The following is a 19,474-nucleotide window of genomic DNA, read 5'->3' on the forward strand; positions in this document are numbered from 1 at the left end:
TCCTGCGGTCAGATGAAAGGTGAACCTGGATGTCAGAGAGCACCGCGCCTGCACGACCGGGCCCGGCGGGCCCGCTGTCCGGGCTGCTGGTGGCCGACTTCTCGCGGATCCTCGCCGGGCCCTACGCCACGATGCTGCTGGCGGACCTCGGCGCGGACGTCGTCAAGGTCGAGGGTCCGCACGGGGACGACACCCGCAGCTGGACGCCCCCGGTACGCGACGAGGTGTCCACCTACTACCTCGGCATCAACCGCGGGAAGCGTTCCATCGCGCTCGACCTGCGCGACGAGGCCGATCGGGGGGCGGCGCGCGAACTCGCGCGCCGGGCGGACGTCGTCATCGAGAACTTCCGGCCCGGCGGCCTCGTCAAGTACGGCCTGGACTACGCGTCGGTGCGCACCGGCAACCCGGCCGTCGTCTACGCCTCCATCAGCGGCTTCGGCTCCGGCGCCGGGCGCAATGTGCCCGGCTACGACCTGATGGTGCAGGCCGTCTCCGGGCTGATGAGCCTCACCGGCGAGCCCGGCGGCCCGCCGTACCGGGCCGGGATCTCCGTCTTCGACGTCATGGCGGGCAACCACGCCGCCATCGGCATCCTCGCCGCCCTGCGGCACCGCGACGCCTCGGGCGAGGGCCAACACGTCGAGGTCAACCTGCTGTCGTCGGCGCTGACCGGACTGGTCAACCACAGCTCGGCCTACGTGGCCGGGGGCGAGGTCCCGTACCGGATGGGCAACGCACACCCGAGTGTCTTCCCGTACGAGCCCCTCCCCACGGCCGACAACGACCTGATCGTGGCCGCCGCCAACGACGGCCAGTTCCGCAAGCTGTGCGAGGTCCTCGGCATCCCCGGGGTCCCCGACGACCCGCGGTTCGCGCGGAACGCCGACCGCACCGCGAACCGCGAGGAGCTGCGGCCGCTGCTCGTGGAGCAGCTGGTCAAGCGCGGCGCGAACGAATGGTTCGAGCTGCTGGTCGAGGCCGGCGTGCCGAGCGGGCCGATCAACACCATCGACGGCGGCTTCGCCATGGCCGAGCGGTTCGGGCTCGACCCGGTCGTCACCGTCGGCGAAGGAGAGCGCGCGGTGCCCACGACCCGCCACCCGGTCACCTTCTCGGCCACTCCCGCCGTCTACCGGCTACCGCCTCCGGGGCTCGACGAGCACGGCGCCGAACTGCGGGCGTGGCTGGCCCAGGACCCGGAGGACACCCGTGACTGACCCGTCCGCACCCGGCGGCTACCCCACCGCGCTGGGCGCCTCCGACCGCACCAGCATCACCCTGCTCGGGCAGGACCTCGCCCAGGACGTCATGGGCGAGGTCGGCTTCGGCGAACTCGCCTTCTGGCTGGCGACGCAGCGCCGCCCGAGCCGTGGCGAGACCCGGGTCTTCGAGGCCGTTCTCGCGGCCCTGGCCGACCACGGCTTCACGCCCACGGCCATCGTCACCCGGCTCACGTACCTTTCCGCGCCGGACTCCGTCCAGGGCGCGCTCGCCGCGGGCCTGCTCGGCGGCGGCTCCCGCTTCCTCGGTGTCACCGAGGACACCGGGACGTTCCTGCACGAGGCGCTGGCCGCGCACGGCGAACCGCCGCGCGACGACACCGGCTGGGACGAGCTGGCGCTGCGTCTGGTCCGCGAGCAGCGGGCGGCCGGCCGCTTCGTCCCGGGCCTCGGCCACCACGTGCACAAGGACGGCGACCCGCGCACGCCCCGGCTGATGGACATCGCCGCCGAGGAGGGCCTGTTCGGCCCGCACCTGTCGCTGTTCGCGGCCATCGGCCGGGTGCACCCCCTGGTCCTCGGCAGGACCCTGCCGCTCAACGGCGCGGGCGTCTGCGGGGCCGCACTCGCCGACCTCGGACTGCCGCTGCCGCTGCTGCGCGGCTTCGCCCTGCTCGCACGCACCGCCGGGCTCATCGGCCAACTCGCCGAGGAGATGCGCAACCCGGTCGCGAACGACATCTTCCTCTCCGTCGACCTGAACAACCGGCCCGTCCCGCCCCAGCCGGACACCGAATCCGCAGGGAACACCAAGGAGTGACCATGTTCGTCAACGAGGACAACCTCACCGAGCTGGCGGCCCAGCGCTGGGCGACCTCCCACGACCCGCGCCAGGCGCAGCTGATGTCCGCCCTGGTCCGCCATCTCCACGCGTTCGCCCGCGAGGTGGAACTCGGCGAGGACGAGTGGATGGCCGCGATCCAGTGGCTGACGGAGGCGGGCCGGATCAGCGACGCCAAGCGCCAGGAACTGATCCTCGCCTCCGACGTGTTCGGGCTGAGCACCCTCGTGGTGCAGCTGAACAACAGGTTCGCGCCCCAGGCCACCCCCGCCACCGTCCTCGGCCCGTTCCACATCGACGGATCGCCCGCCGCCCCGTACGGCTTCGACATGTCCGACGGCATCGCCGGCACACCGCTGTTCGTCACCGGCAAGGTCACCGACCTGGAGGGCAAGCCCGTCCCCGGGGCCGTCCTCGACGTGTGGCAGGCGGACGCCGACGGCGCCTACGAGGCGCAGCTCCCCGAGATCGACGAAGCCCGGCTGCGCGCCAAGTACCGGGCACGGGAGGACGGCACCTACTGCGTCCGCACCATCGCCCCGCGCGGATACGCGATCCCCATGGACGGACCGGTCGGCGACCTGATCGGCACCACCGACATCAGCCACTTCCGCCCCGCGCACATCCACTTCCTGATCAACGAGCCCGGGTACGGGAAGCTGATCACCCATCTGTTCCAGGAGGGCAGCGAGTACCTGGACAGCGACGTCGTCTTCGGCACGAAGGAAGCGCTGGTGGTGACGTTCGCCGAACGGCCGGCGGGACCCGCCCCCGACGGCACGACGCTCGACGTCCCGTATCTGCAGGCCGAGTTCGACTTCGTCCTGCAGTCCGGCTGACCGACCGGCCTGCACCGGCCACCGGTTGCCGGTTGCCGGTTGCCGGCTGCCGAACGCCGGATGCCGGATGCCGGATGCCGGATGCCGAACGCGTCAGCCCGCGGCGGCCGGCCGGACCTCGCCGTGCGGGCGGCTCTGCCACAGCGCCCAGTCCGCCGAGACGTCCCCGGCCGCGCGCAGCAGCAGGGGGAGGTAGGTGCCGGTGAGCACGTCCACCCCGGTCTCGGCGGCGTGCACGGTGACGTTCATCGCCGCGCGGACCACCCCGTCGCCGTCCCGCACGGGCACGGCGACCGACCGTACGCCGGGCGCGAGTTCCTCGTCGGCCAGCGCCCAGCCGCGGGCCCGGACCGTGCGCAGTTCCGCGGCGAACTCCTCGGGCGTCGGCCGCGGGAAGCCGGGAAGCCCGGAGCGGCTGGGCTCGGCCAGGACGGCCTCCAGCTCCTCCGGACCCAGGCCGGCGAGCAGCACCTTGCCCTGGGAGGTCTGCGGGGCGGGGAACCGGGTGCCGATGTCCACCCGCAGCGCGATGATCTTCGGTACGGAGACCCGGGCCACGTAGACGATGTCCGAGCCGTCCAGCTGCGCCATCGAGGACGACTCCCCGGTCTGCGTGACCAGCGCCTCCATGTGGGGGCGGGCCACGTCCCACAGGCCGAGCGAGCCCACGTAGGACATGCCCAGCCGCAGCACGCGCGGCGTGAGGGTGAACCCGCCCTGGTCGGTGCGGACGTAGCCGAGCTCCTCCAGCGTCAGCAGCAGACGACGCGCGGTCGGCCGCGCGAGCCCCGTGGCGGCGGCGATCTCGCTGAGCGTCAGCCGGCGGTGCCGGGCGTCGAAGCAGCCGAGCACGTCGAGCCCGCGGGCCAATGCCTCCACGAAGTCCGGACCGCTTCCGCGCCCTGCCATCCGATGCCTCCCGCGTCCTCGTCGGCGATGCCCGCTCGACCGGTGACCGCAGGGCGGACCGCCCGCAGACGGCGTCGCGCCTGCGTCCGTTCCCCTTCGCCGGCCCCGACCGCGCGGGCATCCTCTCGGCGGCCATTATACGGACGATCGTCCGCGGTTGCCGGGCCCGAGAGAACCCGTCGCGCCCCGGTCGCCCGCGCGACCGCCGACATTCCACGGAAGGAGATGACCGACCAGTAGTTTCCTGTGCCATCCACCAGAAAAGACAATGCGCTCCAGCATTCGGCGCCTCTCTCCACCGCAATCCCCGGAGACCGACCCCCACCTGCCGCTCCCCCATCACAGAGCGCCACTTTACCGATGGCTGAATTCTCGTTGACCCGGGCTTGCGTCGCTGATTGCACATCGATGGGAGAACCCACCCCTCCCCTTGTGACGTGCAACTCCTTTTCCTTTTCGACGCTTCCTCCGACCTAGCATCGGGAAATGCAGGACGGACATTCCGGTACATCAGTGAAGAGGTGACACCATGCCGATCCCCGTGTCCCAGGCCCTCGACGAGCAGGGGCGGACCGCCGCCGACAAGGCCGCCGGCCTCCTCAGTCCGGGCCGCTATCTGGTCAGCTCCCTGCTGGCCGGCGCGTTCATCGGGGTCGCGGCGGTGCTGCTGCTCACGGTCACCGGACCGCTGGCGGCCGCGGGGTCGCCGTTCACGAAGCTCGTCCAGGGCCTGCTGTTCGCCGTGGCACTCACCCTGGTGGTCTTCGCCGGCGCCGAACTCACCACCGGCAACATGATGACGAGCGTCCAGGGCGTCCTCGTCCGCAGCATCAGCGGTGCCAACGCGGCCGCCCTGATCGTCGGTTCGTTCGTGGGCAACCTCATCGGGTCCGCCCTCTTCGCCCTGGTGGTGCACGGCAGCGGGGTCATCGGCGCCGGTGCCACTCCCGGACACGCCGCGCCGGCCCTCGCGCTGCTCACCACCCTGCTCAAGACGAAGGCCGCGGAGTCCGGCTCGGCGCTCTTCTTCCGCGGTGTGCTCTGCAACTTCCTGGTCTGCCTGGGCGTGTGGATGGCCGCGCGGACCAGGTCGGACGGCGCCAAGATCGCGCTGATCTTCTGGGCCCTGCTGGCGTTCGTCGGCTCCGGTTTCGAGCACGTCGTGGCCAACATGACGTACTACTCGCTGGGGATGCTCGAGCACGTGCCGGACGCGACGGCCGCCGGCTTCGCGCGCAACCTGCTGTTCGTGGGCCTCGGCAACCTCGTCGGCGGCGGCCTGCTGGTCGGCGCCGCGTACGCGTTCGTGGGCCGCGGCAGGCCGGGGAGGCCCGCCGGCGGGGCCGCCCCGGTCGAGGCTCCGGAGTCGGTCCCGGTCTGAACGACGCGGGCCGGTCCGGCGGCGGACCGGGGTGTCCACCGCCGGATCGCGCCGGTCAGTGCGTGTTCCCCCGCGACTTCAGGGGCACGCGCGGCAGTTCCGGGGCGGGCAGCGCCTCACCGTCGTAGCCCTTGACCTCACCGAACCGGGTGCCCGCCATCCAGTCGGAGCGGGCCTGTTCGATGTCTTCCTGCGTACGGCCGATGAAGTTCCACCACATGATGATCCGCTCCTCGAAGGGCGGACCCCCGAGCAGTACCGCCCGGGCGGGGGCGTCGGCGTGGTTGGTCAGGGTCAGGGTGTCGCCGCCGGGGGCCAGGTAGCCGAGATCGGCCGGGCTCAGCCGTGTGCCGGCCATCTCGACGTCGCCGCTGTCGACGAGCAGGCCGTGCTCGTGGGCCGGGTCGATCGCCAGGGTGACGGTCGCACCGGGATCGAGGGCGAGTTCGGCGCCGAGCAGCGGGGTGAAGGTCGTCACCGGCGAGGTGTCGCCGGCCAGGGACCCCAGGAACACCCGCGCCACGCCCCCGCCGAGTGCCACGGGCTCCGGGACGTAGTGCTGGAAGGCCGGGGCGGTGTCACGGTCCCGCTCGGGGAGCACGACCCACAACTGGACGCCGTGCAGGACCGTGGTGCGCTCGGTGGAGACCTCCGAGTGGCTGATCCCGTGCCCGCCCGTCATGAGGTTGAGCTCGCCGGGCCGCACGTAGGCGTGCGTCCCGAGGCTGTCGCGGTGCTCGATCTCGCCGCTGAAGAGCCAGCTCACGGTCTGGAGCCCGGTGTGGGGGTGGGGCGCGACATCCATGCCCCCGGTGTCGGAGACGTCGTCCGGACCGTAGTGGTCGGCGAAGCACCAGGCGCCGATCAGCGAGCGGTTCCGCTGCGGCAGGGTGCGCCGCACCGTCATCGCGCGGGGTCCGCCGAGCGGGACGTCGCGGGCGGACAGGATCTCCACAGTTGTCTCTGCCTGGGACTCGCTCATGTCGCGCTTCTCACACAACGACTGCTTCGAATTTCAACAATCATGGTGGTGATGATACGGCGATGCCCGCGACGGACGACGGTGCATCCCACGGCGGCCGGAGACGGCCCGGCGAAGGAGTGCTGGTGAGCGACACCACGGCGGTTCGGCCGAGCAGGCGGATCTTCATCGACAAGCAGAGTCCGCGGGCCTACAAGGCGATGGTGGCCGCCGCCGAGACCGTACGCGCCGTGGCCGCCGAGGCCGGGCTCGAACGGGACCTGGTGGAGCTGGTGAACATACGCGTGTCGCAGCTCAACGGCTGCGCCTTCTGCCTCGACCGGCACACCAGGGCCGCCCTCAACGCGGGCGAGACCCCGCAGCGGCTCACCGTGCTGCCCGCCTGGCGCGACACCGAGCTGTTCAGCGCGCGCGAGCGTGCCGCGCTCGCGGTGGCCGAGGTGACCACGGACCCCACCGACGCCACCGCCCAGGAGCAGGCCTATCAGGCCGCGCGCGAGGTGTTCGGCGACGACGAGCTCTCCGCCCTCATCTGGGTGGCGATCACCATCAACTCCTTCAACCGGGTGTCCATCCTCAGCAAGCACCCGGTCCGTCCCGGCCCGAAGCAGTGAGGCACGACCGTACGCGAAGGGGCGCGGCCCGCCGTTGGTGACGGCCGGTCCGCGCCCTTCCCGGTCCGTCGGGGTCAGCGGATCGGCTCGGAACGCACGCCCGCCTAGATTTGACTCAGTCAATTCTCGCCTTTACGTTCGAGGGGCGGGGCGACGAGAGCCGCGCCCCTCCCCCACCCCCTGGAGCGAACTCCCGTGAAGTGCTACGACTGCGTCCAGGAAGCGCGCCACGACAGCGAAGGCATCGGCGTCTGCACCCGCTGCGGCCTGTTCACCTGCGCGGACCACTCCCGCGTCGTCCGCCTCCCCGTCCACCAGCCCAAGGGCCTCGGCCGGGCCACCAGCCGCCTGCCCGCGCGCCGGGTCGTCTGCGCCACCTGCCACACGGCCGAGACCACCGACTGAGTACGGACACGTCGGCGGGGCACGTCGACTAGAATTGATCTTGTCAAATCTCGCGCGTACCGCCGGGCGACGCGACCCGCCTGCGGGCCGGCACCCGCACGGCGACCCGGGAAGGAGTGTGACGCCGGCCATGGAGCAGTCAGCGGGCGACCTACTCAAGAGCAAGGGGCTGCGCAGCACGGCACAGCGCCGCGCCATCCTCACCGCCCTGAAAGGCCATCCCCACTCCACCGCCTCGGAACTCGAGGCGAGGATGGGCGTCGGCTCCCCGGGCACGGGAGGACTGTCCAAGCAGGGCCTCTACAACGTGCTCGACGACCTCACCAGGGCACGGCTGATCCGTTGCATCGAGCCCGCCGGTTCCGCCGCGCGCTACGAATTGCGCGTCGGCGACAACCACCACCACCTGGTGTGCCGCAGGTGCGGGCACATCGAGGACGTCGACTGCACGGTCGGCACACCCCCGTGCCTGGACCCCGTGGAGGACAAGGGCTTTGTCGTCGACGAGGCCGAGATCACCTGGTGGGGCCTGTGTCCCGAGTGCCGGAAGGCGACCGCGGTCGCGTGAGCGACCCGCACGGCGCGTACGACCCGCACGGCGCGGCAACAACTTCCCGCGACTGACGTCCCCTCACGTCCCGTGCGGATCCCGCGCCTCGGCGGCATCGCCCGAGGACGGCCGGAGCAGGGCAGCGCGCAACAGGTGCCTCCTGAACCGCGCGGGGGTGGTGAAGAGGTGGCCGCGCATGCCGGCCGCCCGCGCCGCGTGGATGTTCTCCGGGCGGTCGTCCACGAAGAGGATGCGGGCGGGATCCTCCCGCAGCGCGTCCCGGCACCAGTGATAGGCGGCCGGGTCGGGTTTGGCCTGACCGGTGCGGCAGGAGAGGGCGCGCACCTGGAAGTGCCGCAGCCAGGCGTGGCGGGCCTCGTAGTGGGCGGCCAGTTCTTCGGGGATGTTGGAGAGCAGCCCGATGCGACACCCCTGGGAGGCGAGTTCCTCGACGAGGGCGACCATCGGGGGATCGACGGCGCTCCAGCTGTCGACGTCGGCGGCGATGAGCGTCTCCGCGCGCCGGCTGTCGAAGCGGGTCCCTAGGGCGGCCGCCACGCCGCCCCAGTAGGCGGAGCCGGTCAGCTCGCCGCGGTCATAGGGAGGGCGGAGCCCCCAGTAGGCGTCCCAGAAGCGGGTGGCGGGCACCCCCGGCGCGAGGACCAGCCGTTCCAGCCGCTCCCTGCCCTCGGCGGACTGCCGGCAGGCGATGACGCCGAACAGGTCGAAGAGAACGGTGCTGCGCACGGGGTCACACCTGCCGCACCGTGACGCCCGCCGCGGACAGCGCGCCGACCGCGTCCTGCGGCGCGGACCCGTCCGTGACGACCGCGTGCAGCGCGGTGGCGGGGGCGACGAAGGCGAGGGCGGTACGGGAGAGCTTGGCGCCCTCGGTCACGGCGATGACGCGCCGGGCGGAGGCGATCGCGGCCCGCTTCACGGCGGCGTCGTCCAGGTCGTAGGCCGTGAGGCCGTTGGCGGCGTTGAGCCCGCAGCAGCCGATCACGGCGGTGTCGAAGCGCAGTGCGGCCAGTGAGGCCTCCGTCAGCGGTCCGGTGAGCGCCAGTTCGCCGGGCCGCGGGCGCCCGCCGGGGACGAGCATGGTCAGGTGCGGGGCACCGGTCAGGGCGTTCACGGAGTGCAGGGACAGCGGCATCACCGTCAGCCGGCGCTGTTCGAGCGCCCTGGCCACTTCCAGGCATGTCGTACCGCTGTCCAGCACGACGGCCTCGCCGTCGGCGATCAGCCCGGCGACCTCCGCGGCGATGCGCAGCTTGGTCTCCTGCCCCTCCTGGGACCTGAGCCCGAAGGGCGGCTCCTCGCCGCGCAGCAGCAGACTCCGCGCGCCGCCCCGGTAGCGCTCCAGCACACCCTGGGCGGCCAGCACCTCCAGGTCGCGGCGGACGGTCATCTCCGAGGCGCCCGTGAGGGCGGCCAGTTCGGCGACGCCGAGGCGTCCCGCCTCCTGTACGGCCTCGGTGATCTGCCTGAGTCGGTCGGTGCCAGCCATGACGGCATTGAACATCTTTCACGTTCGAAAGGCAAGGTTTCGAAACCGATTCCTGTTCGCTATGTTCGATGTGTGAACGGAACACCTCGGGCCGCCCGGATGGCCACCTTCGCCTACTTCGTGCTGAACGGTTTCCTGCTGGGGATGTGGATCGTGCACATCCCGGAGATCGAGCACCGCACCGGGATCGGCCACGCCACCCTCGGCTGGCTCCTGCTGCTGCTCGGCGCGGGCGCCTTCGCGGGCATGCAGATCGTCGGTCCGCTCACCGACCGTCTCGGTGCCCGTACGGTCGTGCCGGTCAGCGCGGCGCTGTGCAGCGCCACCGTCGTCCTGCCGGGTCTGGCCGGCGACGCATGGACCCTGGGGGCGGGACTCCTGCTGCTGGGCATCGGCAACGGCTGTCTGGACGTGAGCATGAACGCCCACGCCGTCCAGGTCGAGCACGCCTACGGACGCCCCGTCATGTCGGCCTTCCACGCCACCTTCTCCGTCGGCGGCGTCCTGGCCGCGCTGGTGGGCGCGCGCACCCTCAGCCAGGGCTGGAGCCCGGCGTGGACGCTCGGGGCCGTGGCGGCGCTGGGCGTCGTCGCCGCGGTCGCGGCGGCACCCGCCCTGCTGCGGCCCGCGGCCCGTGCCCCGGAGTCGGTGGACGCCGGCCCGCCGGTGCGCAGGAAGACCCCGCGGCGCATCTGGGCGCTCGCCGTACTCGCGTTGATGATCATGATGTGCGAGGGAGTGGCCAACGACTGGAGCACACTCCACCTGAGCACCGTGCTGGACGCGCCGGCCGCCACCGCCGCGCTCGCCTACGGGGCCTTCGCCACCGCCATGACGGTCGGCCGGTTCGTCGTGGACCGGTTGGCGGCGCGGGTCGGTCCCCTGGCCGTCCTGCGGGGCGGCGCCTCGGTGGCCGCCGCCGGACTGCTGACGGCGGCCCTGTCGCCCTGGGTGCCGCTGGCGGTGGCCGGCTGGGCCGTGTTCGGCGCCGGACTGTCCGGCTGCGTACCGCAGTTGTTCAGCGCGGCGGGCCACGCCGATCCCGCCGCCGCGGGCGCCAACGTCTCCCGGGTCGCCGGGCTCGGCTACCTCGGCATGCTCGCGGGGCCGGCGGTCATCGGACCGCTGACCCACCTGATGCCGCTCAACCTCACCTTCCTGCTGCCCGTGGCATGCTGTGCCGTCGCGGCCGCGACGGCCGGCATCCTGCGCCCGCCCGCGCGCACCGCCCCGGCGGCACACCAGGAGGTACCGACGGCATGACCGGCACCGACCACACGGACACGATCCCCGCGATCGAGTCCTTCACCGTGAACTGCGACGGCGAGACCCTCGGTTGCACGGCGGCGCGCCCGGTCGCGGCGGACCGGGGCCCGGCGGCCCCGCTGACGGCAGTCGTCCTGCACGGCGCGGGAACCAGCGACCGGCAGCGGCTCACCGGACTGCTCACCGACGTCGCCGTGCGGGGTCACCACGCGCTCTCGCTCGACTTCTCGGGGCACGGCGACAGCACCGGTCAGCTCGCCGAATCCAGCCTGAAGCGGCGGTTCCTGCAGGCCAGGGCGGTCATCGACGGGCACGTCCCGGCCCGGCACCGGCTGGCCGTGATCGGCTTCAGCATGAGCGGGCAGACCGTCGCCGACCTCGCGCGGCACTACGGTGCCCGCGTGGCGTCCGTCGGCCTGTGCGCGCCCGCCGTGTACGCGGCCGAGGCCTGGACCGTGCCGTTCGGGGCGGGCTTCACCGAGATCATCCGGACACCGGGGAGCTGGCGCACCTCGCCCGCCCTCGAAACCTTCCGGTCCCTGTCCGGCCGGGCGGTGCTGGCGACGCCCGCCTCGGACGCGGTGATCCCGCCGGCCGTCACCGAGGCCGTCGCGACCGCGCTCGGGGGCTCCCGCGCCCGCTTCACCCGGCTCACCTACCCGGACGCGGAGCACCGGCTCGCCCTGTGGTTCACCGGCAACCCGCAGCCGCGCGGCCGCTTCGTCGACGCCGTTCTGCACGACGGGGCGTGAACGTCCGGGCCCGTCAGCTCCGTTCGTACGGCCGCAGCGCGGCGACCGAGCGGCGCACGGCCTCGGCGTGCCCGAACAGCCCGGGCAGCCCGCCGGTGTGAAGGAAGACGGTGCGCTGCCCGCGGCGGATGTCGCCGTCGCGTACGGCGGCGACCAGACCGGCCATGGCGCGGCCGGTGTAGGTGGGGTCGAGGGCGATGCCCTCGGTGGCCGCCGCCGTCCGCATCGCCTCCAGGGCCGGTTCGTGGAGCGTCGCGTAGCCGGCGCCGACCTGGTCGGTACGGATGCGCAGCGCGTCCGGGGAGACGGCACGGCGGGTGACCTCCCCGGCCAGGTCCGCGACGATCGCGGCGGGCTCGGTCACGGCGCCGCAGTGGACGCCGAGCACCCGCTCCTCGCCCAGCGCGGCGACGAGACCGGCCATGGTGCCGCCGGAGCCGAGGGCCACCACCACATGGGCGACGTCGGGCAGTTGGGCGCGGAGCTCCTCGCCGCCCTCGACGTAGCCGCGGGCACCGGTGGCGCTGGAACCGCCGAAGGGGATGAGGTGGGGCCGCGCGCCCTCGCGGCGCAGTCGCCCGCAGACGTCCTCGGCGGCACCCGCGAGCTCGGCCGGCTCGGCGTCACCGGCCCAGACGACCCGGGCGCCGAAGAGTCCGTCGAGGACGAGGTTGCCGGTGCCGGACCCGGCTTCGGGTTCCTTGCCGGGGAAGACCAGGACGGTGTCGAGTCCGAGGCGCGCCCCGGCCGCGGCGGTGAGGCGGGCGTGGTTGCTCTGCGCCGCGCCCACCGTCACCAGGGTGTCCGCGCCGGCTTCGAGTGCCTCGCCGACCGTCCACTCCAGCTTGCGGACCTTGTTGCCGCCGCCACCGAGCCCCATGAGGTCGTCACGCTTGACCCACAGGTCGTCCGCGTCCAGGCCGAGGGCGGCGGCCAGCCGGGGCATGGCTTCGACGGGGGTGGGCCAGGCGGACAGCGTGATCTTGCCGGGCATCGGCTGCGCTCCAGGGTCTGACGGCGACGGTGACCGGCGCTCCGGGACGCCGGTGGACTCCATTGTGGGCTCCCCGGCGGCTCGCCGGTCCGGGAGGGCGGGAGGGGCGCGGTGGCTGCCGTCACGGGGCGGAGGGACACTCGAAGTGTCCCTCTGAGGAGGTGGGATCGCCGTGAGTGAGTTCGAGCGCTCCATGAACATGACGGCCTCCGCGGACCGTGTCTTCGACCGGGCGGAGGACCTCGGCCGCATCGAGTCCTGGCTCCCCGACGAGCTGCACGTCCGCCCCGCCGAACCGCCCGCCGTCACCGTGCACGACGACGACACCGGGCGGGACGCGGCCGCGCTCTTCCGGGCCGACCGCGCGCACAGACGGCTGGAGTGGGGCACCCGCGAGGACGACCGCTACGCGGGCTGGCTGCAGGTCGACCGGACCGGCGAGCGGACCAGCGAGGTGACCATCCACCTGTCGTTCACCGACGAGAGCATCGTGCCGCCCGAGGGCGTCGTGGACCGGGCACTGGACGACAGCCTGCACCGTCTGTCGGGCATCGTCACCGCGTGAGTCCGGCGGGGCGGCCGCGCGCCGGGGCCAACTGTCGGCGCGGACCGCTCCGCCGGTGCGAGAGGCCGGCTCCCGGGCCGACGCACGTCCCTGCGGACCCGGAAGCCCTCCCTCCGCTCCTCCCCAACCTAGGTCGCAGTTTGGACTGAGTCAAATGTCGGCTGCCGCCCGGAGCGGCCCCGGCGCCGCCGCCCCCGGGCTTCCTGGGACTCGGGGTACCAGGCAGCGTCGCGTCCGGCGCAGCACACTGAGGAGATGGCGGCGACGGAATTCGGCAGAGCGGTGCGGCGGTGGCGTGAACGGGTGACCCCCGAGTCGGCCGGTCTTCCGGTCGGCGGGCACCGGCGTGCCCCGGGGCTGCGCCGGGAGGAACTGGCCCAGCTCGCGGGGATCTCCGTCGACTACGTCACCCGGCTCGAACAGGGCCGGGCCTCCCACCCGTCGGGCCAGGTCGTGGAAGCCCTGGCCAGGGCGCTGCGGCTGTCCCCGGACGAGCGCGGGCACCTGTTCCAGCTGGCCGGTCTGGCGCCCCCGGGGCCGGACAACGTCCCCGCGTACATCACCCCCAGCGTCCAGCGGCTGCTCGACCGGCTGACCGGGACCCCGGTCGCCGTCTACGACGCCTCCTGGACGCTGCTGGTGGCCAATCCCCCGTACGCGGCGCTGATGGGCGATCCCTCCGGATGGCGCGGCAACGAGCGCAACGGGGTGTGGAACCACTTCGTCGGCCGGGCCGGGCGGATCCGGCGCACCAGGGAGTACCTGGCCGGCTTCGAGTCGGCGCTCGTGGCCGACCTCCGCACCGCCGCCGACCGCTACCCGTCCGACCAGCAGGTGCGCCGGCTCGTCGCCGACCTGCGCGCGCACAGCGACCGCTTCGCCGAACTGTGGGACGCCGGCGCGGTCGGCCGGCACGAGGCGTCACGCAAGATCGTCGACCACCCGCGCGTGGGCCCGCTGACCCTCGACTGCGACGTGCTGACCGTGACGGGCAGCGACCTGCGCATCATGGTCTACACCGCGGAACCGGGCAGTGAGGACGCCGACCGCCTGGCACTGCTCACCGTCCTCGGCACCCAGGCCCTCACCGGCTGACGGCCGCCAGCCGCTCGAAGGCCGTCGGAAACGTCCTGCGGGGCAGGAAGTCGCGGATGCGGCGGGCGCACTCCGCCGCCGAGGCCTCGGTCATACCGCACTCGACGTCATAGCGGCCGTGGGCGTGGACGAGGCCGAACTGGCGGGCCGCCAGACCCGCGGGACGGTCCCCGCGCTCCCGCTCGCGCCCCCGCAGTTCCGCGAGCGAGCAGTGCACCCCGACCAGGACGACGTCCCTCGCGGGGAACAGCGCGAGGCGGTCCCGCAGGCGCCACGGCTCGCTGAGCACGTGGTCGACCACGACGTTGTCGCCTCCGGCGGCCATGCCGGCCACCGCCCGGGTGGAAGCCCCGCCAGGTGCGCCGCAGCACGCCCGGAAGTTCCTCCGGGGTCGCCTCGCGACGGGACCGCATGGCGTGGAAGGCGTCCACGGGCAGGTGGAAGTACGCGTCGTCCAGGGTGAGCAGCAGTTCCCTGGCGATGCTCGACTTCCCCGAACTGGACGCCCCGTTGAGGAAGACGATGAGGCCGCCGGCTTCGGCTTCGGCTTCGGGCAACGTGCCTCCTCCGTCGCCGGACCGCCGCGGCCGTGGTGGGCGGTCGCCCTACGGCGTGTGCGTGCCCGGCGCGTTGGGGCTCGCCGACGGCTGGGGGGTGGGGGGAGGACTCACGATCCGGTCCTCCACCGCGGACAGGACGAGCATCAGCCCGAGCAGGAACACCGGCAGCCCGAGCATCAACGCGGCGATCATCGCGGATCCTCCGTGTGCGGCAGGGGCGTTCGCCGGCGGCGGGCGACGATGTCGGACGGATGGCGGCGGACGTGGACACGGTGGGACACGGGGGACATGGGCACCTCCACTTCGGCGTCGAAGGCCCGCCTTCCCCGCTTCGGGCGTTGTATGGGGCGCCCGGGCACCCACGCTCTCGCGTTCCGGTCCCGGGCGCGGCGCCCGTCGGGTCAGTAGCGGAAGGCGTCGGGGCCGTCGAGCCGCCCGAAGCGCCGCGGATGCGGGATCTGCTCCGGCCGCTGGGCCCACCGGGCACGGCGGCGCCGGGCACCCCCGTGCTCACCCCAGTAGAGGACCGCGACGACCCCGGCCGCCGCGCACAGCAACGCACCGACGACGACGCTGTAGAAAGTGCCCGCCGAGATCGCCCCGACCACGGCGCCCAGCACGACTCCCAGCATTCCCGCGCCGAAAACGAGCCTGCGAATCTTCAAATCCATGAAGAATCACTCCCTTTCGGAAGAACGCATTCCCCGGTGAACGTCTGTCAATCCACGGATCGCCTTAACGAGTGACGTCCGGGGCGGGTTTGTGACGTCTCATCACGCCCTTCCCGCCGAATTCCGCCGCGGACGGGGAGCCGCGGTGTCAGGCGAGGGCGGACGCGGCGGTGCGGTACAGGACTTCCTCGGCCCGGTCCCACGACCAGCCGTTCTCCACCACGAGCGTGCGCCAGCCGGTCGGGCCGAACCAGAACCAGAGCAGGTCGGCGGTCTCCTCGGGCGAGTACCGCCGGGCAGGTGCGCCGACTTCCAGGAAATGCCGTGCGACCGCGCGCAGCGCCTCCCGGTAGTCGGCCGTCGCCCTTTCCCACAGTGCCTCGCCGTTCTCGTGCACGGGCAGCGCCTTGCGAATCGCCTCGTGCGCCTTGAACTGGCTCTCGTTGCCCGCCCGGGTGCCGCGGGCGAGCGCCTGGAGGACTCCGTCGGGCGTCCGCACGTCCAGGATGCGTGCGACCGCCTCCTCGTATCCGGACCCGACGACGGCCTTGTCGACGATCCGGTCGAGGATGTCCGACTTGCTGCCGATGCTGGCGAAGACGGTCTTCGACGCGACCCCGGCCGCCGCCGCGATGTCCGCGACGGTCACCCGCCCGTAGCCGCGTGCGGCGAAGAGCAGCTCGGCCTGTTCGAGGATCAGCGCGCGCGTCCGCGCCGCGGCCTGCTCTCGGAGCGGGGAGACGTAAGCGCGCTTGGTGGACATGGCGGCATCCTATGCGACATCCGTTCCGCTTTGACCTATCCAATCGGTCCTCTATAACCTCAATATCGGATGCGCGGCGCGCGCATCGGGTGAGACCGGCCCGCGGGGCGGGCGGGCGAAAGGTGGGAACGATGGCGATGGACGCCAAGGACCTGGCCGAGGGGCTTTTCCGGATCCTGGAGACGGGCGACGCGGCACTGGCCCACGAGGTCGTGGGCCCCGACAACCACAACCGTGAGGCGGCCGTCTCGCCCGCGGCCTGCTCGACACCCGGCCCGGCGGGGACGCTCGCCTCGGGCGCGTGGCTCCGCTCGGCCTTCAGCGACCTGCGCTTCCCGGTGCTGGGCATCGCCCTCAACGACGACCAGGTCTGGATCCGGCTGCGCATGCAGGGACGGCACACCGGCCCGTTCGTGCGCTTCCGTGACGGCGCCCTCGACCAGGCGATCCCTCCCACGGGGCGCGAGGTCGACTTCGAGCAGGTGCACCTGCTCGACCTCCGCGACGGCAAGGTCGTCCGCCACGAGGCGCTGCGCGACGACGTGACGATGCTGGGCCAGCTCGGCGTCTTCCCCCCGTCGCCGGCCGTCGCCCTGAGCATGATCGCCTGGAAGGTCTCGGGACGCGCCAAGCGGGCCGCCGACGAGGTCACGAAGCTGGCCGCCGAGGCGGCCGGGCAGGCGCGCGGCTGAGCCTGCCGTACCTCAGCGGGCGCCCGAGGCGCCCCTCGCCAGCAGGAGCAGCGCGTCGACCAGGCTCTCGGCGGAGCTGCCGGTGGCCAGGCGTCGCATCTGCATGCCGAACACCAGGGCCACGACCGTCGAGGCGGCCTCCTCTGCGTCCGGCACGCCGAGGGCGGTCAGGACGGACGCGGCGAGGCGGTCGTACGCGGCGAAGCACTCGGCCGCGGCCTCCCGCAGCGCCGGGTCGCGGCCTGCCTGGACGTAGAGCTCGAAGGGCGCGAGGTGCGTGCTGTCGAAACCCGCCCCCTCGGCGACCTGCCCGACCAGCGCGGCGGCGCCCTTGAGGTCGATGCCCTCCTGTCGACCCCGAGCGGCCAGTTCGGTGAAGCGGCCGGTCTCCTCCTCCACGAAGTGCAGCAGGCTCTCCCGCAACAGGTCGTGCTGCGTGGCGAAGTGGTAGGTCACCGAGCCGAGGGACACCCCGGCCTCCTGGGCGATGCGCCGGTTGGTGACCGCGGCGACACCGTCCTGACCGATGATCCGCAGGACGGCGCTGATGATGTTCTGGCGGGTGCCGGCGGGGTTGGGCATGTCCGTCATTCTGTCACCGCGGCGGGGGCGCGCTGCTCGTACCAGCGCTGATCGCTCTCCAACTGCGCGGCGAGCGAGATCAGCAGGGGCTCGCTGTGGGCCGGCCCGAGGAGCTGGGCGCCCACCGGCAGGCCGTCGCCGAAGCCCGCCGGGACGCTGATGCCCGGCCAGCCGAGCACGTTCCAGGGCCAGGCGTACGGGCAGGCCGCGATCACCGCCCGATCGGTCCGCCGGCCGGACAGCTCGGTCATGGCCCCGACGGCCGGGGGCGGGGTGGCGGTGGCGGGGGTGAGCAGCACGTCGAAGCGGGAGAAGAGCTCCCCTGTCCGGCGGTGCTGGCCGCCCTCCGCCCGGCGGGCCCGGCGCAGGGCGGCCCCGGCGAGCAGGCGCCCGTTCCGGGAGGCGGTCTGGGTGCGGGGGTCGAGAAGCGTACGGTCCGGGACGCGGTCGCTCCACTGGCTGATGCCGGCGAACGCGCGGGGCAGGAAGCTCAGCCCGATCAGGCCGTAACGCGGCTCGGCCTCCTCCACCTCGTGGCCCAGCCGGGCGAGGGCGTCGGCCAGGTCGCCCACCGCGCGGCGCACGGCGGGGTGGAGCGGTGCGCGGGCGGCGACGAACGGGGGCCGCCAGGACACCGCGATCCGCAGCCGGCCCGGTTCGCGTCCGGCCGCTTCCACGGCGGCGATGCCCGGGGGCCGGTGGATGTCGCCCGGGTGCTGCCCGGCGGCGGCGTCCAGCAGCAGCGCGGCGTCGCCCACGGTGCGGGCGAGCGGGCCGTTGACGGTCAGGCCGTGGAAGGACTCGGCGTCCGGCCAGGTGGAGACCCGGCCGCGCTGCGGCTTGATACCCACCAGGCGCGTCCACGCCGCGGGGATGCGGACCGAGCCCGCCCCGTCCGAGCCGAGCGCCGCGGCGACCACTCCCGCGGCCACCGCCGCCGCGGCGCCGCCGGAGGAACCCCCGGGCGTGTGACCGAGGTCCCACGGGTTGCGGGTGGCACCAAAGGCGGGGCCCTCGGTGAACGGCCACTGCCCCAGCTCGCAGGTGTTGGTCTTGCCGACGACGATCGCGCCGGCCGCGCGCAGGCGCCGTACCGCCTCCCCGTCCCGCGCCTTGGCCGGGAACGCCCCGGCGCAGCCGAACGCGGTGGGTTCGCCCGCCAGGTCCGTGTCGTCCTTGATCGCGACGGGGACACCGAGCAGCGGCAGCCGCTCGCCGCGCTCCAGCCGCCGGTCGGCCTCCTCGGCCTCCGCCAGGGCCGCCTCGGCGCGGACGCGGCGGAAGGCGTTGACGGTCGCCTGGGTGGCGTCGACGCGTTCGAGCGTCCTGCGCACCAGTTCCGCGGCGGTGACATCGCCTTCTCGCAGCGCACGCGCCTGCGCCGCCAGCCCCTCGGTACGGGCAGTGGACACGGCCGCCCCCTCTCCCTATTGTTCGTTCGAACGAACAAGTCGGGAGGTTAGACGGATGCGGATCGCCGGTGCAACTGTTCTGCTCACGGGTGCCACGGGCGGGCTGGGCCAGGACATGGCACGCGAACTCGCGGCCAGGGGCGCGCGGTTGACCCTCAGCGGGCGCCGTGCCGACGTCCTCGAACCTCTGGCGAAGAGCCTGGACGCGAGGGCCGTCCCCGCCGACCTCGCGGTCCGGTCCGATGTGGAAAGGCTGGCCGCCGAGTGCGCCGGCGTCGACGTCCTCGTGGCGAACGCCGCCCTGCCGAGCAGCGGCGATCTGCTGGACTACGCCCCCGACGAGCTCGACCGGGCCCTGATGGTGAACCTGCGGGCACCGGTGCTGCTGGCCCGGCTGCTGGCGCCGGCCATGGTCGAGGGCGGGCGGGGCCACATCGTCCTCATCGGATCGCTGTCGGGCAAGGCCGCCTCGCGGTCCACCTCGCTCTACAACGCGACCAAGTTCGGCCTGCGCGGCTTCGCCCACGGCTTCCGCGAGGACCTGCACGGCACAGGTGTCGGGGTGTCGCTGGTCCAGCCCGGCTTCGTCAGGGACGCGGGCATGTTCGCCGACACGGGCGCCAAGGCGCCGGCCGGTGCCCGTACGGTGACGCCGCGGCAGGTCACGGCGGGGGTCGTACGTGCCGTGGAGCGCAACCTCGGCGAGGTGAACGTGGCCCCGCCCGAACTGCGGCTGCTCACCGCGGTCGCCGGGCAGTTCCCGGTGTTCGCGGCCCGCGTCCAGCGGCTCAGCGGATCGGCGGACCGCGCGACGCGGGACATCGTGACGGCCCAGCGGCACCGCCGCTGAGCGGCCGCCGCCGGGCGG

General features: G+C 73.2%; 23 protein-coding genes and 1 pseudogene. 13 read left to right on the plus strand and 11 right to left on the minus strand.

Going from position 1 to position 19,474, the window contains the following annotated elements; all coding sequences use genetic code 11:
- Positions 1-29: 29 nt before the first annotated feature.
- The 3 genes from OIE69_RS05095 to OIE69_RS05105 are packed head-to-tail and all read left to right on the plus strand — an operon-like array spanning position 30 to position 2,903.
- Positions 30-1,220 (plus strand): CaiB/BaiF CoA transferase family protein, encoded by a 1,191-nt coding sequence (locus tag OIE69_RS05095; protein WP_326570726.1) that lies wholly within the window; start codon positions 30-32, stop codon positions 1,218-1,220.
- The gene (locus OIE69_RS05100) at positions 1,213-2,043 is read left to right on the plus strand and encodes a citryl-CoA lyase (RefSeq protein ID WP_326570727.1); all 831 of its coding nucleotides are present in this window, start codon (positions 1,213-1,215) and stop codon (positions 2,041-2,043) included. The genes OIE69_RS05095 and OIE69_RS05100 overlap by 8 nt, the downstream gene beginning before the upstream one ends.
- Before the next feature lie 2 nt (positions 2,044-2,045).
- On the plus strand, positions 2,046-2,903 hold the full coding sequence (locus OIE69_RS05105) for a dioxygenase family protein (RefSeq protein ID WP_326570728.1): 858 nt from the start codon (positions 2,046-2,048) through the stop codon (positions 2,901-2,903).
- 93 nt (positions 2,904-2,996) lie between these two features.
- Here the strand turns inward: OIE69_RS05105 and OIE69_RS05110 are convergent, their stop codons facing one another.
- The gene (locus OIE69_RS05110; RefSeq protein ID WP_326570729.1) at positions 2,997-3,812 is read right to left on the minus strand and encodes an IclR family transcriptional regulator domain-containing protein; all 816 of its coding nucleotides are present in this window, start codon (positions 3,810-3,812) and stop codon (positions 2,997-2,999) included.
- A gap of 529 nt (positions 3,813-4,341) precedes the next feature.
- Here OIE69_RS05110 and OIE69_RS05115 point away from each other — a divergent pair.
- On the plus strand, positions 4,342-5,193 hold the full coding sequence (locus tag OIE69_RS05115) for a formate/nitrite transporter family protein (RefSeq protein ID WP_326570730.1): 852 nt from the start codon (positions 4,342-4,344) through the stop codon (positions 5,191-5,193).
- 55 nt (positions 5,194-5,248) lie between these two features.
- Here OIE69_RS05115 and OIE69_RS05120 read toward each other — a convergent pair whose 3' ends face one another.
- Positions 5,249-6,175, minus strand: coding sequence for a pirin family protein (locus OIE69_RS05120; RefSeq protein WP_326570731.1), 927 nt, complete (start codon positions 6,173-6,175; stop codon positions 5,249-5,251).
- 125 nt (positions 6,176-6,300) lie between these two features.
- Between OIE69_RS05120 and OIE69_RS05125 the strand changes: the two genes are divergently transcribed.
- The 3 genes from OIE69_RS05125 to OIE69_RS05135 all read left to right on the plus strand — a co-directional run bounded on the left by OIE69_RS05125 (position 6,301) and on the right by OIE69_RS05135 (position 7,762).
- A complete protein-coding gene (locus OIE69_RS05125; RefSeq protein WP_089223813.1) occupies positions 6,301-6,789 on the plus strand; it encodes a carboxymuconolactone decarboxylase family protein in 489 nt (162 codons plus the stop codon).
- Positions 6,790-6,984: 195 nt separating this feature from the next.
- The gene (locus OIE69_RS05130; protein ID WP_179279760.1) at positions 6,985-7,194 is read left to right on the plus strand and encodes a DUF2180 family protein; all 210 of its coding nucleotides are present in this window, start codon (positions 6,985-6,987) and stop codon (positions 7,192-7,194) included.
- 130 nt (positions 7,195-7,324) lie between these two features.
- Entirely contained in the window at positions 7,325-7,762 is a 438-nt protein-coding gene (locus OIE69_RS05135) for a Fur family transcriptional regulator (protein WP_326570732.1), read from the plus strand.
- Between the two features lie 63 nt (positions 7,763-7,825).
- Here OIE69_RS05135 and OIE69_RS05140 read toward each other — a convergent pair whose 3' ends face one another.
- A complete protein-coding gene (locus OIE69_RS05140) occupies positions 7,826-8,491 on the minus strand; it encodes an HAD family hydrolase (RefSeq protein ID WP_326570733.1) in 666 nt (221 codons plus the stop codon).
- A 4-nt stretch (positions 8,492-8,495) separates the two neighbouring features.
- Positions 8,496-9,254, minus strand: a complete 759-nt coding sequence (locus OIE69_RS05145) for a DeoR/GlpR family DNA-binding transcription regulator (RefSeq protein WP_326570734.1) — start codon at positions 9,252-9,254, stop codon at positions 8,496-8,498.
- A 99-nt stretch (positions 9,255-9,353) separates the two neighbouring features.
- On the opposite strand from OIE69_RS05145, the gene OIE69_RS05150 reads away from it, so the two are divergent.
- Positions 9,354-10,517 (plus strand): MFS transporter, encoded by a 1,164-nt coding sequence (locus OIE69_RS05150; RefSeq protein ID WP_392567650.1) that lies wholly within the window; start codon positions 9,354-9,356, stop codon positions 10,515-10,517.
- Positions 10,514-11,272 carry an alpha/beta hydrolase gene (locus OIE69_RS05155; protein WP_326570736.1) on the plus strand — a complete coding sequence of 253 codons (759 nt, stop codon included), beginning with the start codon at positions 10,514-10,516 and terminating at the stop codon, positions 11,270-11,272. The genes OIE69_RS05150 and OIE69_RS05155 overlap by 4 nt, the downstream gene beginning before the upstream one ends.
- A gap of 13 nt (positions 11,273-11,285) precedes the next feature.
- Here the strand turns inward: OIE69_RS05155 and OIE69_RS05160 are convergent, their stop codons facing one another.
- Positions 11,286-12,266, minus strand: coding sequence for a D-cysteine desulfhydrase family protein (locus tag OIE69_RS05160; RefSeq protein ID WP_326570737.1), 981 nt, complete (start codon positions 12,264-12,266; stop codon positions 11,286-11,288).
- Between the two features lie 172 nt (positions 12,267-12,438).
- Between OIE69_RS05160 and OIE69_RS05165 the strand changes: the two genes are divergently transcribed.
- Both OIE69_RS05165 and OIE69_RS05170 read left to right on the plus strand, forming a co-directional pair.
- The gene (locus tag OIE69_RS05165; protein ID WP_326570738.1) at positions 12,439-12,831 is read left to right on the plus strand and encodes an SRPBCC family protein; all 393 of its coding nucleotides are present in this window, start codon (positions 12,439-12,441) and stop codon (positions 12,829-12,831) included.
- 255 nt (positions 12,832-13,086) lie between these two features.
- Positions 13,087-13,926: a helix-turn-helix transcriptional regulator gene (locus OIE69_RS05170; RefSeq protein ID WP_326570739.1), complete on the plus strand. Its 840-nt coding sequence runs from the start codon at positions 13,087-13,089 to the stop codon at positions 13,924-13,926.
- Here OIE69_RS05170 and OIE69_RS05175 read toward each other — a convergent pair.
- The 4 genes and pseudogenes from OIE69_RS05175 to OIE69_RS05190 all read right to left on the minus strand — a co-directional run bounded on the left by OIE69_RS05175 (position 13,916) and on the right by OIE69_RS05190 (position 15,920).
- Positions 13,916-14,483: pseudogene (locus tag OIE69_RS05175) on the minus strand (chloramphenicol phosphotransferase CPT family protein). The gene OIE69_RS05170 and the pseudogene OIE69_RS05175 sit on opposite strands and share 11 nt — an antisense overlap.
- 48 nt (positions 14,484-14,531) lie before the next feature.
- On the minus strand, positions 14,532-14,678 hold the full coding sequence (locus OIE69_RS05180; protein ID WP_326570740.1) for a hypothetical protein: 147 nt from the start codon (positions 14,676-14,678) through the stop codon (positions 14,532-14,534).
- Positions 14,679-14,887: 209 nt separating this feature from the next.
- Positions 14,888-15,157 carry a hypothetical protein gene (locus tag OIE69_RS05185; protein ID WP_143681557.1) on the minus strand — a complete coding sequence of 90 codons (270 nt, stop codon included), beginning with the start codon at positions 15,155-15,157 and terminating at the stop codon, positions 14,888-14,890.
- A 148-nt stretch (positions 15,158-15,305) separates the two neighbouring features.
- A complete protein-coding gene (locus OIE69_RS05190; RefSeq protein ID WP_326570741.1) occupies positions 15,306-15,920 on the minus strand; it encodes a TetR family transcriptional regulator in 615 nt (204 codons plus the stop codon).
- A 131-nt stretch (positions 15,921-16,051) separates the two neighbouring features.
- Here OIE69_RS05190 and OIE69_RS05195 point away from each other — a divergent pair, with 131 nt between their 5' ends.
- Positions 16,052-16,612 carry an ester cyclase gene (locus OIE69_RS05195; RefSeq protein ID WP_326570742.1) on the plus strand — a complete coding sequence of 187 codons (561 nt, stop codon included), beginning with the start codon at positions 16,052-16,054 and terminating at the stop codon, positions 16,610-16,612.
- Positions 16,613-16,624: 12 nt separating this feature from the next.
- Here the strand turns inward: OIE69_RS05195 and OIE69_RS05200 are convergent, their stop codons facing one another.
- Together OIE69_RS05200 and OIE69_RS05205 are read right to left on the minus strand one after the other, a co-directional pair.
- Positions 16,625-17,194 (minus strand): TetR/AcrR family transcriptional regulator, encoded by a 570-nt coding sequence (locus OIE69_RS05200; protein WP_018563802.1) that lies wholly within the window; start codon positions 17,192-17,194, stop codon positions 16,625-16,627.
- A 5-nt stretch (positions 17,195-17,199) separates the two neighbouring features.
- Positions 17,200-18,606: an amidase gene (locus OIE69_RS05205; protein ID WP_326570743.1), complete on the minus strand. Its 1,407-nt coding sequence runs from the start codon at positions 18,604-18,606 to the stop codon at positions 17,200-17,202.
- A 55-nt stretch (positions 18,607-18,661) separates the two neighbouring features.
- Between OIE69_RS05205 and OIE69_RS05210 the strand changes: the two genes are divergently transcribed.
- Positions 18,662-19,456: an SDR family NAD(P)-dependent oxidoreductase gene (locus OIE69_RS05210; RefSeq protein ID WP_326570744.1), complete on the plus strand. Its 795-nt coding sequence runs from the start codon at positions 18,662-18,664 to the stop codon at positions 19,454-19,456.
- Positions 19,457-19,474 lie beyond the last annotated feature (18 nt).

Origin of the sequence: Actinacidiphila glaucinigra (genome assembly GCF_035918135.1) — a bacterium.
Lineage (GTDB): Bacteria > Actinomycetota > Actinomycetes > Streptomycetales > Streptomycetaceae > Actinacidiphila > Actinacidiphila glaucinigra.

Coding starts and splice junctions, on each gene's coding strand:
- OIE69_RS05095 (WP_326570726.1), top strand. CDS start 30: ATGTCAGAGAGCACCGCGCCTGCACGACCGGGCCCGGCGGGCCCGCTG.
- OIE69_RS05105 (WP_326570728.1), top strand. CDS start 2,046: ATGTTCGTCAACGAGGACAACCTCACCGAGCTGGCGGCCCAGCGCTGG.
- OIE69_RS05110 (WP_326570729.1), bottom strand. CDS start 3,812: ATGGCAGGGCGCGGAAGCGGTCCGGACTTCGTGGAGGCATTGGCCCGC.
- OIE69_RS05115 (WP_326570730.1), top strand. CDS start 4,342: ATGCCGATCCCCGTGTCCCAGGCCCTCGACGAGCAGGGGCGGACCGCC.
- OIE69_RS05120 (WP_326570731.1), bottom strand. CDS start 6,175: ATGAGCGAGTCCCAGGCAGAGACAACTGTGGAGATCCTGTCCGCCCGC.
- OIE69_RS05135 (WP_326570732.1), top strand. CDS start 7,325: ATGGAGCAGTCAGCGGGCGACCTACTCAAGAGCAAGGGGCTGCGCAGC.
- OIE69_RS05145 (WP_326570734.1), bottom strand. CDS start 9,254: ATGGCTGGCACCGACCGACTCAGGCAGATCACCGAGGCCGTACAGGAG.
- OIE69_RS05150 (WP_392567650.1), top strand. CDS start 9,354: ATGGCCACCTTCGCCTACTTCGTGCTGAACGGTTTCCTGCTGGGGATG.
- OIE69_RS05155 (WP_326570736.1), top strand. CDS start 10,514: ATGACCGGCACCGACCACACGGACACGATCCCCGCGATCGAGTCCTTC.
- OIE69_RS05160 (WP_326570737.1), bottom strand. CDS start 12,266: ATGCCCGGCAAGATCACGCTGTCCGCCTGGCCCACCCCCGTCGAAGCC.
- OIE69_RS05170 (WP_326570739.1), top strand. CDS start 13,087: ATGGCGGCGACGGAATTCGGCAGAGCGGTGCGGCGGTGGCGTGAACGG.
- OIE69_RS05180 (WP_326570740.1), bottom strand. CDS start 14,678: ATGATCGCCGCGTTGATGCTCGGGCTGCCGGTGTTCCTGCTCGGGCTG.
- OIE69_RS05185 (WP_143681557.1), bottom strand. CDS start 15,157: ATGGATTTGAAGATTCGCAGGCTCGTTTTCGGCGCGGGAATGCTGGGA.
- OIE69_RS05190 (WP_326570741.1), bottom strand. CDS start 15,920: ATGTCCACCAAGCGCGCTTACGTCTCCCCGCTCCGAGAGCAGGCCGCG.
- OIE69_RS05195 (WP_326570742.1), top strand. CDS start 16,052: ATGGCGATGGACGCCAAGGACCTGGCCGAGGGGCTTTTCCGGATCCTG.
- OIE69_RS05200 (WP_018563802.1), bottom strand. CDS start 17,194: ATGCCCAACCCCGCCGGCACCCGCCAGAACATCATCAGCGCCGTCCTG.
- OIE69_RS05210 (WP_326570744.1), top strand. CDS start 18,662: ATGCGGATCGCCGGTGCAACTGTTCTGCTCACGGGTGCCACGGGCGGG.